At 64.3% G+C, this 14357-nt stretch carries 13 protein-coding genes and 1 riboswitch; of the genes, 8 read left to right on the forward strand and 5 right to left on the reverse strand.

Annotated elements, in window-relative coordinates; all coding sequences use genetic code 11:
- Window positions 1-52 precede the first annotated feature (52 nt).
- On the reverse strand, window positions 53-883 hold the full coding sequence (locus Q0844_RS06475) for a 3-keto-5-aminohexanoate cleavage protein (RefSeq protein ID WP_299043178.1): 831 nt from the start codon (window positions 881-883) through the stop codon (window positions 53-55).
- A gap of 232 nt (window positions 884-1115) precedes the next feature.
- On the opposite strand from Q0844_RS06475, the gene Q0844_RS06480 reads away from it, so the two are divergent.
- Genes Q0844_RS06480 through Q0844_RS06495 form a run of 4 tightly spaced genes read left to right on the forward strand, consistent with a single transcriptional unit; the run spans window position 1116 to window position 5067 of the window.
- A complete protein-coding gene (locus Q0844_RS06480; protein WP_299043179.1) occupies window positions 1116-2543 on the forward strand; it encodes a circularly permuted type 2 ATP-grasp protein in 1428 nt (475 codons plus the stop codon).
- A 4-nt stretch (window positions 2544-2547) separates the two neighbouring features.
- Window positions 2548-3489, forward strand: a complete 942-nt coding sequence (locus Q0844_RS06485) for an alpha-E domain-containing protein (protein ID WP_299043180.1) — start codon at window positions 2548-2550, stop codon at window positions 3487-3489.
- Between the two features lie 3 nt (window positions 3490-3492).
- Window positions 3493-4293, forward strand: a complete 801-nt coding sequence (locus Q0844_RS06490; protein ID WP_299043181.1) for a transglutaminase family protein — start codon at window positions 3493-3495, stop codon at window positions 4291-4293.
- Between the two features lie 39 nt (window positions 4294-4332).
- Window positions 4333-5067, forward strand: a complete 735-nt coding sequence (locus Q0844_RS06495; protein WP_299043182.1) for a proteasome-type protease — start codon at window positions 4333-4335, stop codon at window positions 5065-5067.
- Window positions 5068-5160: 93 nt separating this feature from the next.
- Here the strand turns inward: Q0844_RS06495 and Q0844_RS06500 are convergent, their stop codons facing one another.
- Genes Q0844_RS06500 through cobO form a run of 4 tightly spaced genes read right to left on the reverse strand, consistent with a single transcriptional unit; the run spans window position 5161 to window position 8169 of the window.
- Window positions 5161-5553: a 5-carboxymethyl-2-hydroxymuconate isomerase gene (locus Q0844_RS06500; protein WP_299043183.1), complete on the reverse strand. Its 393-nt coding sequence runs from the start codon at window positions 5551-5553 to the stop codon at window positions 5161-5163.
- Window positions 5554-5575: 22 nt separating this feature from the next.
- A complete protein-coding gene (locus Q0844_RS06505) occupies window positions 5576-7009 on the reverse strand; it encodes a cobyric acid synthase (RefSeq protein ID WP_299043185.1) in 1434 nt (477 codons plus the stop codon).
- Window positions 7010-7017: 8 nt separating this feature from the next.
- Window positions 7018-7524 (reverse strand): hypothetical protein, encoded by a 507-nt coding sequence (locus Q0844_RS06510; protein WP_299043187.1) that lies wholly within the window; start codon window positions 7522-7524, stop codon window positions 7018-7020.
- A 33-nt stretch (window positions 7525-7557) separates the two neighbouring features.
- On the reverse strand, window positions 7558-8169 hold the full coding sequence (cobO, locus tag Q0844_RS06515) for a cob(I)yrinic acid a,c-diamide adenosyltransferase (protein ID WP_299043189.1): 612 nt from the start codon (window positions 8167-8169) through the stop codon (window positions 7558-7560).
- 87 nt (window positions 8170-8256) lie between these two features.
- A riboswitch (cobalamin riboswitch) is annotated at window positions 8257-8466 on the forward strand.
- A gap of 83 nt (window positions 8467-8549) precedes the next feature.
- On the opposite strand from cobO, the gene Q0844_RS06520 reads away from it, so the two are divergent.
- The 4 genes from Q0844_RS06520 to Q0844_RS06535 are packed head-to-tail and all read left to right on the forward strand — an operon-like array spanning window position 8550 to window position 14357.
- Window positions 8550-8924, forward strand: coding sequence for a DUF1636 domain-containing protein (locus tag Q0844_RS06520; protein WP_299043191.1), 375 nt, complete (start codon window positions 8550-8552; stop codon window positions 8922-8924).
- A gap of 1 nt (window position 8925) precedes the next feature.
- A complete protein-coding gene (cobW, locus tag Q0844_RS06525; RefSeq protein ID WP_299043193.1) occupies window positions 8926-9981 on the forward strand; it encodes a cobalamin biosynthesis protein CobW in 1056 nt (351 codons plus the stop codon).
- 15 nt (window positions 9982-9996) lie between these two features.
- Entirely contained in the window at window positions 9997-13266 is a 3270-nt protein-coding gene (cobN, locus tag Q0844_RS06530) for a cobaltochelatase subunit CobN (RefSeq protein WP_299043195.1), read from the forward strand.
- Entirely contained in the window at window positions 13263-14357 is a 1095-nt protein-coding gene (locus Q0844_RS06535) for a cobalamin biosynthesis protein CobG (protein ID WP_299043196.1), read from the forward strand. The genes cobN and Q0844_RS06535 overlap by 4 nt, the downstream gene beginning before the upstream one ends.

Raw genomic sequence — 14357 nt, forward strand, 5'->3', positions numbered from 1 at the left:
GGATCAGCGGGGCGGTGTCTACCACAGCGTGCGGTGACGCCGGGGCAAAGGGTCAGGCCGCGCGCAGGCCCAGGATTTCGCGGGCCTGGGCGGCTGTGGCGACGGGGCGGTCATGCTTTGCGCAAATCCCGGCCAACCGTTCGACAAGGGCCGCGTTGGAAGGTGCGAGGGTTTGCCTGTCCCAGCGAATGTTGTCTTCAAGTCCCGTGCGGGCGTGGCCGCCGGCGGCGACCGCCCATTCGTTCAAAACGATCTGGTTGGCGCCGATGCCTGCGGCACACCACGGCGCATCGGGGAACAGGCGCTGCACGGTTTGCACATAGAAATCAAAGACATGCCGATCTGCAGGCATCGCGTTCTTCACGCCCATGACAAACTGCACATAGGGCGTGTCCTTGATCTGCCCCCTGGCGTGCATCTGCGCTGCATGCAGGATGTGGCTCAGGTCAAAGGCCTCGATCTCGGGCTTTACATCGTGCGCGATCATTTCCGACGCCAGCCAGTCGACCAGGTCCGGCGGATTTTCATAGACGCGGGTGGGGAAGTTGTTCGAACCGACTGACAGCGACGCCATGTCAGGGCGCAGGGGCAACATGCCGCCGCGCATCTTGCCAGCCCCAGACCGGCCCCCCGTCGACAGTTGCACGATCATGCCCGGGCAATGCGCCTCGATCCCCTCTTTCAACAAGGCGAACTTGTCGGGATCGGACGTGGGCGATCCGTCATCATTGCGAACATGGGCGTGGCAAATGCTGGCGCCGGCCTCGAACGCCGCGTGCGTGCTTTCGATCTGTTCCGGCACCGTGATCGGCACGGCCGGATTGTCCGACTTTTGCGGGACAGAACCGGTGATGGCCACACAGATGATGCAAGGGGCGGACATGCGAGACCTCGTGCGCAGTTTTGGGTGCCCTATCGTTCCTGAAAGAGGCCACCAGGTCCAGTGCGTGCGCGCACCGATCTTGTGTGATCACGCAGCGCCGGCACCGGGTCACGCCCCCTGCAGACGGCTACGCACTGGCCTCAAGTGCATGATTTTTGGGCAGTAAATCAGGAACTTTCCGACCTGCGAGGTGTTTGGTTGCGGCAAGGGGCAGAATGTGCAGGCTAATAGGATGTCGAAGAAACCCGCCTATTTTGACGAGATGTTCGGCCATGGCACCGACCCGCGTGCCCCCTATGCCGACTACTGCGACTGGTTCCAGCACGAAGACACGGGCCGTCTGCTTGCCAAGTCCGAGGAAGCCGAAGCGCTGTTTCGCCTGATCGGCGTCACCTTCAACGTCTACGGCGATCCGGACGCCACCGAACGGCTGATCCCCTTCGATCTGGTGCCCCGCATCATTGCGGCCCGCGAATGGGCCAAGGTCGCCAAGGGGATCGAACAGCGGGTGCGCGCGCTGAACGCGTTCCTGCATGACATCTACCACCGTCAGGAAATCGTGCGCGCAGGTCGCCTGCCCGCCGAGATGATCGCCCGCAACGATGCGTTCCTGCCCGAGATGATTGGGGTCGCGCCACCGGGCGACATCTATACCCATATCGTCGGCACCGACCTGGTGCGCACGGGTGACGATGAATTCTTTGTGCTTGAGGACAACGCGCGGACGCCATCGGGCGTAAGCTACATGCTCGAGAACCGCGAAACCATGCTGCACATGTTCCCCGAACTCTTCAGCAAGATCAAAGTGCAATCGGTCAGCCAATATCCCAGGTCCCTGCGCAAATCGCTGTCCGCCTGCGCGCCAAACGCCTGCAACGGGCGGCCCACACTGGCCGTGCTGACGCCGGGCATCCACAATTCGGCCTACTACGAACACGCCTTTCTGGCCGATCAGATGAGCGCGGAACTGGTCGAAGGCCACGACCTGCGCGTCGTGAACGGCCGCGTGGCGATGCGGACGACGCGGGGCTACAAGCCCATCGATGTGCTGTACCGCCGGGTCGACGATGAATACCTGGACCCGCTCAATTTCAATGCCGACAGCATGCTGGGCGTGCCGGGGATCATGGATGTGTACCGTGCAGGCGGGATCACCATCGCCAATGCGCCCGGCACCGGCATCGCCGACGACAAGGCAATCTACAGCTACATGCCCGATATCGTCGAATTCTACACGGGCGAGAAGGCGATCCTGAAAAACGTGCCGACGCATCGATGTTCGGAACCGGACGCGCTGAAATACGTGCTGGATAACCTTGCCGATCTGGTGGTCAAGGAAGTGCACGGATCCGGTGGCTACGGCATGCTGGTCGGACCTGCGGCCTCGAAAAAAGAGATCGAGGCATTCCGAGTCAAGCTGGAAGCGGCCCCCGGCAACTATATCGCGCAGCCCACGCTCGCCCTGTCGACCGTTCCGATCCTGACGGATGCGGGGCTGGCCCCGCGCCATGTGGACCTGCGCCCTTTCGTGCTGGTGTCGCCCGACCGGATCGACATCACACCGGGCGGTCTGACCCGCGTGGCCCTGACCGACGGGTCGCTGGTGGTGAATTCGTCCCAGGGCGGCGGCACCAAAGACACCTGGGTCCTGGAGGAGTAGCGCGATGCTGGGCAAAACCGCCGGCGGCCTCTTTTGGATGTTCCGCTATCTTGAACGGGCCGAGAACACGGCCCGGATGATTGATGCGGGCCTGCGCATTTCACTGACGCGGTCCAGTGCGGCGGAAAGCGAATGGACCTCGATCCTGTCATCCACGGGCCTCAGCGCCTCTTACGCGGCGACCCATGGTGCGCCGGATGGCCCCAAGGTGATCGATTTCCTGCTGCGCGATCCCAACAACGCAGGCTCCATCATGGCCGGGATCGAAGCTGCACGGATGAACGCGCGTGTCGTGCGCACCGCGCTCACCCGCGAAGTGTGGGAGGCCGTGAACGAATGCTACATGGTGCTCAAGCGGCTGTTGTCGCATCCCGTTCAGGACCGCGACCTGCCCCGCGTTCTGCAAGTGATCCGGCAGCGCAGTGCCATTGTGCGCGGCGCGCTGCATGGCACCATGGTGCGCAACGACATCTACAATTTCGCCCGGATCGGGACGTTTTACGAACGCGCGGACAACACGGCGCGGATACTGGACCAGAAATACTATATCCTTCTGCCCTCGGTCCGGCTGGTCGGCAGCCCGTCGGACAATGTGCAATGGGAAACCATCCTGCGCGCCACGTCGACCACGCGCGCCTACCAGACCCTGCACGAGGGTGACATCGACCCAAAGGAAATTGCCGAGTTCCTGATCCTCGATGGCCGTCTGCCCCGCAGCCTGGCCTTTTGCTATGGCAAGATCGGGGACAACCTGGGCTATCTGGAGCAGGAATACGGCACGCGCCATACCTGTCAGGCCCTGGCGGATGCGCTCTGTGCCAGGTTCCGGTCGCATGACATGAACGCCATTTTCGACTACGGTCTGCATGAGTTCATCACCGATTTCCTGCGCGACAGTGCATCGCTGGGCCGTCAGATCGAAATTGACTACCGGTTCATCGAGTAAGCCATGCGCCTGAAAATCCATCACAAGACCCACTATACCTACGACGCGCCTGTGCCCTACGGTTTGCAGCAGGTGCGCCTGCGCCCCAAATCGCGGCCCGGCCAGTTGATCGAAGACTGGACCATCGAGGTGACGGGCGGACAGGTCGAGGTGTCGTTCGAGGACGAACATGCCAACGCCGTTGACCTGGTCAGCTTTGCACCCGGGCAGTCCGACATTGAAATCACCTGTTCGGGGACGGTCGATGTGGAAGACACGTCCGGCGTCGTCGGCCCGCAAGGCGGGTTTGTGCCCCTGTGGCTGTTTCGGCGCAGCACCGCGCTGACCGGGGCGGGCGCGCGCGTTCGGGCGCTGGCCGAGGCGGCACCGAAGGATGGCAGCGACCTGGACCGGCTGCATGCGCTGTCGGCCCATGTGCTGGAGCTGGTCCCCTATTCCACGGACCAGGCCGCATCCGACCTGACGGCCGAAGATGTGATGGAGGCCGGTCACGGCGTCTGTCAGGACCACGCGCATGTGTTTATCACCGCCGCGCGCGCATTGGGATATCCGGCACGCTATGTTTCTGGATATCTGATGATGGATGACCGCGTGGATCAGGATGCCAGCCATGCCTGGGCCGAGGCGCATGTGGAGGGTCTGGGCTGGGTCGGTTTTGACATCTCGAACGGGATTTCGCCCGACGCCCGCTATGTGAGGGTGGCCACGGGTCTGGATTATCGCGGCGCGGCCCCGATCTCGGGTTTACGGTATGGTAACGCAGGGGAAGCTATGTCCGTGACCTTGCAGGTGCAGCAGCAATAGCGCAGATTTACCCCGAGTCGGGGTTGGGACACACAAGATATGACATATTGCGTAGGGATGCGGCTGGATGCCGGGCTGATCTTCATGTCCGACACCCGGACCAATGCCGGCGTCGACAACATCTCGACCGTGAAGAAGATGCACACCTGGGAGGTCCCGGGAGAGCGCGTGATCGTCATCATGACGGCCGGCAATCTGGCAACAACGCAATCGGTCATCTCGCTTCTGGATGAGCGCACCAAGGCCCCAGAAGAGCGCAAGCCCTCGATCCTCGAGGCGCCGTCCATGTTCCAGGTCGCACGCGAAGTGGGCCGGACCCTGAAAGAGGTGATCGCGGCAAATGCAACGAGCGGCATGGAGGCCGATGGCGCCTTTGGCGCAACGATGATCATCGGCGGCCAGATCAACGGATCGGAGCCGCGCCTGTTCCTGGTCTATCCAGAGGGAAATTTCATTGAGGCCTCGGATGACACACCGTTCTTCCAGATCGGCGAAGCGAAATACGGAAAGCCCATCATCGTGCGCGCCCAGGACCCTGCCATGCGGTTCGAGGATGCGGTCAAGTTGCTGATGGTCAGCTTTGATTCCACCATCAAGTCGAACCTGTCGGTGGGCCTGCCGCTGGATTACGTGACCTATGCCGCCGACAGCCTTGCCATCACCCGGGCCGAACGGATCGAGGCGGATGATCCCTATTTCCGCACGGTTTCGAACGGATGGGGCGAGGCGCTGAAGGTCGCCTTTGATCAGTTGCCCGAGTTTACCTTCGACTGATCCCAAGGACGCGCATGCGCGCGACACCATGTTTCAGGGGGCTCTGCCCCCGGCCTTGCGGCCTCCCCCGTCGTATTTTTGGTCGGAAGAAACCTAGTGCATGTCGGGGGGCAGGTGGTCGCGGATCGAACTGATCTTGCGGCTGTGGTCGGCGTCGATCTCGCGCAGGTCCAGCGACAGCATGAAGGGATGCGTGGCCATGTGGTCCGCCGTGAACGCCCTGGCCGCGTCGAACACCGCGTCCGTCGCCTGCGTCTTTTGCGCGTCACTGCGCCCGGCGGCCAGACGGATCGTGATGTCGATGAAGCTGTGCTTCGGATCGCCGTCCGCCACCACGAAATGGTTGGCCGCATGCGCGCGCACCCGGATCCCTGCGGGTGGAAAGACACCGGTCGCCGCCGCCGCGTCCTTGAGCGCGACACAGAGCCCGTGCATGTCCATCACGGTCTCCAGATTGGCGGAATAGTCGAGGATGATATGCGGCATGGCGCAACCTTGGGTCCCTGCCCTAGCGGGCGCAAGCCAAAAGCGCGTCCACGTCCAGATGCGCCTCGAGGTGATCGGCCAGCGCATCCAGTGTCGCGCCGACCGTTGTGGCATAAGACGCATTGCCGCCACTGACCCCGAACCCGGCCAGCCAGGCCCGCCGGAACCCGTCATCGCGGAACATCCCATGCAGGTAACTGCCTGCAACGCGCCCATCCGCACGGATCGCCCCCTCGTCAGCGCCCGCAACCCGTGCAAAGGGCCGCGCGCGGTCCGGCCCGTCACTGAGCCCGATGTGGATTTCATACCCCTGAAACCCTTGCCCGCTGGGCATGTGCACAGCGTCAACCGTAGTCAGCCGCTTGTCATCGGACATGGTCGTGCGCACGTCCAGAAGGCCCAGACCCGAGGTCGCCCCCGCTGGTCCTTCGATCCCGCCCGGATCATCGACCACGGTGCCAAGCATCTGGTACCCCCCGCAAATGCCCAGCACATGGCCACCCCGCCGCACATGCGCGCGCACGTCCTCGTCCCAGCCCTGATCCTTGACAAACGCCAAGTCACCCCGCGTGGATTTGCTGCCGGGAATGATGACCACATCCGTATCTGCCGGCAGCGGTTGACCTGCGTGCAGCATGGTGAGCCGCACGCCCGGTTCCTGCGCCAGCGGGTCCAGATCATCGAAATTGGCGATGCGCGACAGCTTGAGACAGACGATATGCAGCCCATCGGCGCGTGACGGCGTGGCAATGTCCAGTGCATCCTCTGCGGGCAGTTTCCACGCGTCGTTGAACCAGGGCACCACGCCAAATCCGCGCCAGCCCGTATGCTGTTCGATCATGGCATAGCCATCATCGAAGAGGCGCGGATCGCCGCGAAACCGGTTGATCAGGAACCCTTCGATCAGGGCCGCGTCGCGGGGGTCAATCACGGCCTGCGTGCCGACCACTTGGGCAATCACACCGCCCCGGTCAATGTCACCGGCCAGGATCACGGGGCAATCCGCCGCCCGTGCAAAGCCCATGTTCGCAATGTCACCGGGGCGCAGGTTCACCTCGGCCGGGCTGCCCGCCCCTTCGACCAGTACCAGATCACTGCGTGATTTCAGCCGGTGGAAGCTGTCCAGAACGGCATCCAGCAACGCTGGTTTCAGCTTGGCGTATTCACGCGCCTTCACGGTCGTGAGCCGCTTGCCCTGCACCACGACCTGAGAGCCGACATCCGTTTCGGGTTTAAGCAACACCGGGTTCATGTCCGTATGCGGGTCCAGCCCACAGGCCATCGCCTGCAAGGCCTGGGCGCGTCCAATCTCGCCCCCGTCCGCAGTGACAGCGGCGTTGTTGGACATGTTCTGCGGCTTGAATGGGGCGACGGACAGCCCACGCTTGACCGCCGCGCGGCACAGGCCTGCGACCAGCATGGATTTGCCCACGTTGGAGCCTGTGCCTTGGATCATGAGGGCGGTCAAAGCAGCGCCTCGCGATACGAGTTTATAGCTGGCTCGATAACAACTCGATTTTCGTCTAGCCACTCAATCACACGGTCACGCGCCAACCGATCGCGGTTACCAAAGGTCAACTCAAGGTCATGATAGGTCGGTGAAATACCATCAGCCAAATCGCCGAGGCCGCAAGCAAGAAGGTACAAGATCCCGTCGTCAAATTCGAAGTCAGAGAAAAAGTGTAGCGCATTCAAAAGCGCAGTGTCTGACTGCCAAGCCGCCGCAAGGTGGGAAAATGCGACAAGTCGATTGGACCTTCGTTCATCACCATACCATACCAGATTCAGGTGCTTGAACGTCATTTTCAAATCATCATACACCTCACTCGACGACAGACTGGAGGCCTCGTTGGCGATACGCGCAGAAAGAGAGACTGCGATATCACGCTCAATCAGCTGCCAGCCCCAAGCACTTGCGACGCTCAGATCAGGAGTCCCTCTGCCCAACTGCCCGGCCAGATTGGCCGTCATACAAATTAGGTCTGGCTGATTTTCAAGAAGCAACTAAAACTCAACCCCCTTCTGCGCCTTCACGCCCAGATCCTTGAACGGGTGCTTCACCAGCGTCATTTCTGTCACCAGATCCGCCGCCTCGATCAACTCGGCCTTAGCATTCCGCCCCGTCAGCACCACATGCGTCATTTGCGGTTTCTTCGTCAGAAGAAACTCAACCACCTCGTCGATGTCCAGATAGTCATAGCGCAGCGCGATGTTGATCTCGTCCAGCAACACAAACTGCACCTCCGGGTCCAGAATCTGTTCCTTTGCAATCCGCCAGCCGTTTTCGGCCGCCGCAATATCGCGCTCGCGGTCCTGCGTTTCCCATGTAAACCCCTCACCAGACACAAAAAACCGGCACTCATCCGCAAAGCGGTCGCGCAGGAACGTCTTTTCGCCAGTATCCCAGTTGCCCTTGATGAACTGCACCACCGCACAGGGCATCCCATGCGCGATGCACCGCATGATCATCCCGAACCCGGACGATGATTTGCCCTTGCCCGGCCCGGTATGCACCATGATCAGACCTTTTTCCTCGGTCTTCGTCTCCATCATCTTGTCGCGGGCCGCCTTGATCTTTTTCATCTTGGCGTTGTGGCGTTCGGTGATGTCGTCCATGACGTCCTCCTTGGGTCTGGTCCGTTTGGTGCCATGGAAATGCACAAGGTGCCAGCGCCGATCACGCTTGACTCTGTTTCGAGGCCCGCGCACTACGGTTCTGCTGGTGCCCGGGGCTCGTCTCGGGTGAAAAGGGAATGCTACGGGCCCGCAAGGCCCAAACGCAGCCGCCCCCGCGACCGTGACCGGAGAGGTCCCCCCACGCCACTGGCATCCGTGCCGGGAAGGCAGGGTGGCCGCAGAGCATCCGCTCGAAATCCGCAAGCCGGGAGACCTGCCAGCAAGAGAAGACGAAACCGGACGGGGTGTGCCGGGTGTCGGGACCAGACGCCGAAGGGCTGCCCGTCATCTGCCATGCCGTCCCCCGATTGGGAAATGACATGGCTGATTTGCCCCCCGTAGAGCTTCTGGTCTGCGTGAAATGCCGCCGCGAGCTGGACGTGCCCGACGGCGGCACGCGCCCGGGCGAGGCGCTGCATGCCGAACTGGCGAACCGCACCATGCCCGAGGGCGTGACGCTTCGGGCCGTCGAATGCCTGTCGAACTGCTCGTCCGGCTGCTCCGTCGCCGTGCGTGGTGGGGCCGGGCGCTGGACCTATGTCTACGGCAACCTGATGGAAGACCGCGACGCCGACATGGTGATCGAGGGCATCGGCAAATACGCCGCCACATCCGATGGCCTCGTGCCCTGGCGCGAACGCCCCGAACATTTCCGCAAGAACTGCATCGCCCGCATCCCTCCACAGGAGTTCTGAGATGGCCAACCTGAGCAAAGTCCCCGTCACCGTCATCACCGGCTTCCTCGGCTCCGGCAAGACGACCCTTGTCCGCCACCTGATGCAGAACCCGCAGGGCAAGCGCCTTGCCGTGGTGGTCAACGAGTTTGGCGATGTGGGTGTGGACGGCGATATCCTCAAATCCTGCGCCATCCCCGATTGCCCTGCCGAAAACATCATGGAACTGGCCAATGGCTGCATCTGCTGCACCGTGGCCGATGACTTCATCCCGACGATCGAGGCGCTGATGGCGCTCGACCCGCAGCCCGAACACATCCTGATCGAAACCTCCGGTCTTGCCCTGCCGAAACCGCTGCTCAAGGCTTTCGACTGGCCCGATATCCGCAGCCGCATCACCGTGGACGGCGTGATCGCGCTGGCCGATGCCGAGGCCGTCGCCGCGGGCCGCTTTGCCCCGGATGTCGCCGCCGTGGATGCCCAGCGCGAAGCCGACGACAGCCTCGACCACGAAACACCCCTGTCCGAAGTGTTCGAGGACCAGATCAGCTGCGCCGACATCATCCTTCTGACCAAACCCGATCTTGCCGGCCCCGACGGTATCGCCAAGGCCAAAGCGATCATCGCAACTGAGGCCCCCCGCCCCCTGCCCATCGTGGAAGTGGCCGAAGGCGCCGTGGACCCCCGCGTGATCCTGGGGCTTGAGGCTGCGGCCGAAGACGACATGGACGCAAGGCCCTCCCACCACGACGGCCATGACGACCACGAACATGACGATTTCGAGAGTGTCATCATCGACCTCCCCGAAGTGGCCGATCCCGCCGACCTCGTCGCCCGCATCGAAGCCATGGCCAAGGCGCAGAACATCCTGCGCGTCAAAGGCTACGCCGCCGTCACCGGCAAGCCCATGCGCCTGCTGGTGCAGGCCGTTGGCGCGCGGGTCCGCCACCAATACGACCGCCCTTGGGCCGCCAACGAGGCGCGGCAGGGCCGTTTGGTCGTGATTGCCGAACATGACGACGTGAATGCAGCAGCCATTCGCGCAGCCCTCGTGCACGTCACAGAAGCTGCCGAATAACCAGACAGGACGCCCATGCACGTCGTCTTCCGCGAAAGCCACGGGCTCGAAGAGACCGAGACACCCACCGATCTGGGGCAGACGCCCGCGGATCTGGTGGTGCTGTCCTTCTCCGACAGCGACCTTGGGGCCTTTGCGGCGGCGTATCACAGGGCGGTGGGCAAATTGCCCACCATACGGCTTGCCAACCTCGTGGGCCTGAAACACCCGCTGTCGGTCGACACCTATATCGAACAGACGCTGGACGGGGCCAAGGGCATCCTGATCCGCCTCATCGGCGGCGTCCCCTACTGGGCCTACGGCCTCCAGCAGGTCGAAGCCCTTTGCCGCCAAAAGGGCATCGCTCTCGCCGTCCTGCCCGCCGATGGCAGGCCAGACCCTCGGCTCGACGCCATCTCGACATTGCCCGTCTCCACCCTCCGCCGCCTTGCACATCTCTGCGACACCGGCGGGGCTGTCGCGGCGCAAGCGGCGCTGGCCCAAATGGCGCTCGCCTCCGGCCTCTACGCCGGGCCCGTCAAAGGCTCCAAGGCCCTGCCGACAGTCGGCGCATGGACGCCCGAAGACGGCGTCGCCTGCCCGCTGATCATCGCCGCAGATGACAAACCGCTGATCCTTGTCACCTTCTACCGCGCCTACCTCGCCGCCGCTGACCTGTCCCCGATTGAGGCCATGTTCGACGCCCTGCGCGCACGCGGCTTCCGGGTCCTCGGCCTGTTCGCACCGTCGCTCAAGGCCCCCGAACCCGCCGCATGGATGGCCCGCCAGATCGCGCAGCTAAAGCCTGCGGCAATCGTCAATGCCACCGCCTTTTCCGGCATCGGAAGCACCGGCACCTCCCCGCTGGACGCGGGCAACGTGCCCGTCTTCCAGATCGCGCTGGCCACCTCCACCCGCGACGCATGGGCCGAAGCGGAACGCGGCCTGTCGCCTACCGACCTTGCCATGCACGTGGTGCTGCCCGAAGTGGACGGGCGCCTGTTTGCCGGAGTGGCCTCGTTCAAGGAACCCCAGCCGCGCGACAAAGCCCTGCAATTCGCCCGCTACGCGCACAAAGCCGACACGCAGCGCATCGACATGGTCGCGGACCGGGTCAAGGCGTGGACCAACCTTGCCGCCACACCCGCACAGGACCGCTCCCTCGCCCTGATCCTCAGCACCTATCCGGGCAAGGACTGGAACATGGCCCACGCCGTGGGCCTCGATGCGCTTGCCTCGTCCGACGCGATCCTCGCGGACCTGCAAGAGGCGGGCCACGACACTGACCTGACGCCCGTCACAGGTGCATTGGAAACCGAAACCATCCCGTGGCCGCTTGCCGACTACAAAACGGCACTCGCCACCCTGCCGCAGTCTCTTCAAGACGACTTGCAAACAGCCTGGGGCGATCCAGAGCAGGACACTGACACAGGCCATTTCCACTTCCCCGCCACGCGCCGGGGCAACATCCTCGTCGCCCTGCAACCCGAACGCGGCGCGCCCAAAACGCGCGACGACGACTACCACGACCTGTCGCGCACCCCGCGCCACGCCTATGTCGCCTTCTATCTCTGGCTCCAGACCCAGACGCAGGCCCTGATCCATATCGGCGCGCATGGCACGCTTGAATGGCTGCCCGGCAAGTCCGTTGCGCTGTCTCGCGAATGCTGGCCCGAGGCCCTCACCGGCACATTGCCCGTCATCTACCCCTTCATCGTCAACGACCCGGGCGAGGCCGCGCAGGCCAAACGCCGCATCGGGGCCGTGACCCTCGGCCACCTGCCCCCGCCCATGAAGGACAGCGCCACGCCCGACCGTTTTGTTCGGTTGGAGTCGCTGCTTGACGAGTTTTCGAACGCCGACGGCCTCGATCCGAAACGCCGCGACCGGCTGCAAGACAGCATCCGCGCCGAAGCGCAGGCCATCGGCGTCGAAAACGACCTTGGCCTCGACCGCGCCACCTGTTCCGCCGAAGCGATCACCCGCATCGACCGCTTTGTCTGCGATATCAAGGAAAGCCAGTTCGGCGACGGGCTGCACATCTGGGGCCGTGGTGCGCCTGAAGGCACACCCTACGGCGATGGCATTTCAGCCGGCGGGGAACGCATTGCCCTGATCGACGCGCTAAACGGCAAACGCATTCCGGGCGGCCCGTCCGGCTCCCCCTATCGCGGACGGCGCGACGTGCTGCCCACAGGCCGCAACCTCTACACCACCGATCCGCGTTCTGTGCCAACCCGCGCCGCCCATGCCCAGGGCGTGAAACTGGCCGAAGAACTCGTGCGCCGCCACCTGCAAGAGGAAGGCGATTGGCCGCGTGGCCTGATCGTGGACCTGTGGGGCTCTGCCACCATGCGCACCGCGGGCGAGGAGTTCGCAATGGCGCTGCACCTTCTGGGTGTGAAACCCGTCTGGGACACAGGCTCCGAACGCGTCTCCGGCATCGAGGTCCTGCCGATCACCGACCTCGACCGCCCGCGCATCGACGTGACCTTGCGGGTCTCGGGCCTCTTCCGCGACGTGTTCCCGACGCTGTCCGCCCTCTTTTCCCAAGCCGTCCGCGCGCTGGCTGCGCGCGACGAAGCGCCCGACTGGAACCCCTATGCAGGGCAGACACCGGCGGCCCGCGTCTACGGCCCCGCGCCGGGCAGCTTCGGCCTTGGCATGGGGGCGGACATCGAAACCTACACCGACGAAAGCCGCGCTGCCGCCGGTCAGGCATGGATCGCCGCATCCGCCTACGCCCTCGACGGCACAATGACGACAAAAGACGAGGCAGGTATCCGCGCCCGCGTCGCCGCCGCCGACAGCTTCGTCCACCTGCAAGACCTGCCCGAAACCGACGTCCTGCTCGCCTCTGACTACGCCGCGCACGAGGCCGGTTTCGCCGCCGCCCAAGCCGTCACCGGCGGCAAGGCGGCGCTCTATCACCTCGACACGACCCAACCCGACCGCCCCCGCGCCCGCACCCTGCCCGAAGAGGTCGCCCGCGTCGTCCAGGCCCGCGCGACCCAGCCCGATTGGCTGCGCGGCATGATGCGCCACGGCTTTCGCGGCGGGGCCGAGATTGCCGCCACGCTCGACCACATGGCCGCCTTCGCCCATCTTGCCGGTGTCGTCGGCCCGCACCTCTTCGACGCCTACCATGACGCCACCTTGGGCGACCCGGAGGTCAGCGCCTTCCTGCAAGACGCCAACCCCAGCGCATACCAGGCCATGCAGGACCAGTTCGCCGCGCTGGATGCCGCAGGCCTCTGGCACACGCGCCGCAATTCCATCCGCGCCAGCCTGGAAGCCGCCCAATGACCGTCAAGGGCTGGTGCCCCGGCGCATGGCGCCCCATGATGTCCGGTGACGGGCTGATCGTACGCATACGCCCCCGTCTTGCGCGGCTCACCGCGGGCCAGACCCTCGGCCTCTGCGCCCTCAGCCGGTCCCACGGCAACGGCATCATCGACCTCACCAGCCGCGCCAACCTGCAACTGCGCGGGGTGTCCGAGGACAGGCACGAAGACCTGCTCCAAGCGCTCTTTGACCTCGACCTGATCGACGCCACCGCAGACGGCGAAGCCCGCCGCAACATCGTGACAACACCCCTCTGGGCCAAAAGCGACCTCACCACGCGCCTGCACGCCGCCATCCTTCAGGCGCTGCCGGACATGCCCAGGCTGCCCGCCAAGATGGGCATCGCCATCGACACCGGAATTGGCCCGGTCCTCTCCGACACCCCCGCCGACTTCCGCTTCGAACGCAGTAAAAACGGCCTCATCCTCCGGGCCGACGGCGCGCCCATGGGCAAGCCCGTCACCGAAGCGGACGCACCGGCCGCCCTGACCGACCTCACCAACTGGTTCGTCGCCACAGGCGGCCCAACCGCGGGGCGCATGGCCAAACATCTGGAAACCAACGAGCTGCCCGCGACATGGCGGGACACACCACCAGCAGCGCCGGGCGACCGCCTCCAACCCGGCGACAACACCTACGGCGCGGCCTTCGGCAGCATCGACGCCAGCGCCCTCGCCGCTCTGATCAGGGACAGCCAAGCCTCTGCCCTCCGCGTCACCCCATGGCGGCTGTTCCTGCTCGAAAACGCGCAACCCTGCGCCCCGCACGGGTTCATCACCGACCCAACCGACCCGCTCCTGCACATCCACGCCTGCCCCGGTGCACCCGCCTGCGCCTCGGCCACGGTCGATACCCGGCAGCTCGCCCGTCAACTTGCAAAACCCGGCCTCCACGTCTCGGGCTGCGCCAAGGGCTGCGCACACCCGCGCCCCGCGCCCACAACCCTCGTCGGCAACAACGGCGCGTATGACCTTGTGGAAAACGGCCATCCATGGGATGCCCCCCGCCAGCGCGGGCTCAAGCCCGACGACCTCCTGACACCAGCGAGCTAA

This window comes from uncultured Tateyamaria sp. (genome assembly GCF_947503465.1).
In the GTDB taxonomy this organism is placed as follows: Bacteria; Pseudomonadota; Alphaproteobacteria; order Rhodobacterales; family Rhodobacteraceae; genus Tateyamaria.